Origin of the sequence: Corynebacterium sp. KPL2825 (genome assembly GCF_037908445.1) — a bacterium.
Taxonomy (GTDB): Bacteria; Actinomycetota; Actinomycetes; order Mycobacteriales; family Mycobacteriaceae; genus Corynebacterium; species Corynebacterium kefirresidentii.
The window spans coordinates 1-1,287 of record NZ_JBBMGI010000024.1 but is presented as its reverse complement, the minus strand read 5'-3'; the positions used below and the strand labels follow the sequence as shown (position 1 = coordinate 1,287).

General features: G+C 50.3%; 2 protein-coding genes and 1 pseudogene. All 3 read right to left on the bottom strand.

Going from position 1 to position 1,287, the window contains the following annotated elements:
- Window positions 1–254 (bottom strand): IS3 family transposase (locus WMQ00_RS11955; RefSeq protein WP_340441072.1); only part of this gene is annotated, 254 nt, incomplete at its 3' end.
- Window positions 255–416: 162 nt separating this feature from the next.
- A pseudogene (locus tag WMQ00_RS11950) lies at window positions 417–624 on the bottom strand (hypothetical protein).
- Window positions 625–788: 164 nt separating this feature from the next.
- Complete coding sequence (locus WMQ00_RS12050) at window positions 789–1,067, bottom strand: pentapeptide repeat-containing protein (protein WP_349839577.1); 279 nt, start codon at window positions 1,065–1,067, stop codon at window positions 789–791.
- Window positions 1,068–1,287: the final 220 nt, after the last annotated feature.

The window sequence follows — 1,287 nt, the reverse complement described above, 5'->3', positions numbered from 1 at the left end:
CGACCGATATCGATTCCTTCACGGCGAAGAGCATGCCACATTTTCCGCACACCATAAACACCGTAATTATCCCGATGAACAGCACTAATGCGTTCAACCAGCGCAGCATCGCGAAGGCGACGAGCACTTAGTCCACGGGCCTTGGATTGGCGATATCCACGCGAGGTGATAAACCCACCAGCCCGGTTTTTCAACGTCTTATAAATGAACTCAACAGAGAAACAATTCCGGTATTCATCGATGAACCAGATCATTTCCGACGTTTTGGGTCGAGTTCCGACGCGAAAAAAGCCGAGGCAGCCTTTAAAAGTTCATTGGTGTCGCGTAGCTGGTGATTTTCACGGCGTAGCCTCGCGTTTTCGGCGGCCAAATCTTCAGGCACAGGTTCTGGAGTGTTTCCCGCACGGCGGGAAGGCTTAAGTCCATTGACGAGCTGTGTGCCACGAAACCCCCAGTTTTGGGGCTACTGCCTGGCATGCGGCTTGCATCGACATGTTTTCCGCCAAGATGCGGTCTTCCACGAGACGGACCACACGGTTCTTTGCATCCTGGTCAAATTTCCTTGGCATGTTCCAGATTTTCCCATCTACTCAAACGGAACAAAACCTGGGACACTTCACACATACGTGTCCGTTCTGTTAAAGCGTAGTTGTGCCATATGCCTACACATATGTCCTGCCATACGGCATGTACTGTGGGGCGTATATTCACCCGCCCCATCGCGGTAGCTATGCGTTTTTCAACGCCCGATACACCGTAGGGCTTGAACGGAATTCGCGTAGGCGCAATCAGGGGCTATAAAGTATCGCATTACTTGCATCCCAACCTGTACATTCAGAGAATTGCCTTGGACTGGCGGTAACAGGTACCAGATATGCGTTCGTAAAATTCGCGCGCGTTAATGTCGCTCCACGAAGGTCTGACTCGCTAAGAATTGCGTTCGTAAAATCTGCGTCGGTGAATTCCGCCGATTTCAAGTTAGCCCATGCCACCATGGAGCCGCGAAACGAGCATCCTTTGCATATGCTTCCTTCGAGATTGATATCCGTCAGGTCATAGTTGGACATATCTTTCCCGGAAATGTCTTTCCCAGCGAGCTCCGTGGCCCACGATTGAGGCATCGTTTTGTACATTTGCTATTTTATCTGCGGTGAATTGATAATCCATTGCGGGCAACGGCCTTGGTAGCCAAGGCAGTGGGTGGTTACAATGAAGTGTCCCAGGTTTTGTTCCGTTTGAGTAGATGGGAAAATCTGGAATATGCCAAGAAAATTTGACCAGGATGCG

Bases quoted from the DNA above. Each gene is read 5' to 3' on its own strand.
- WMQ00_RS12050 (WP_349839577.1), bottom strand. From the start codon at position 1,067: ATGTCCAACTATGACCTGACGGATATCAATCTCGAAGGAAGCATATGC.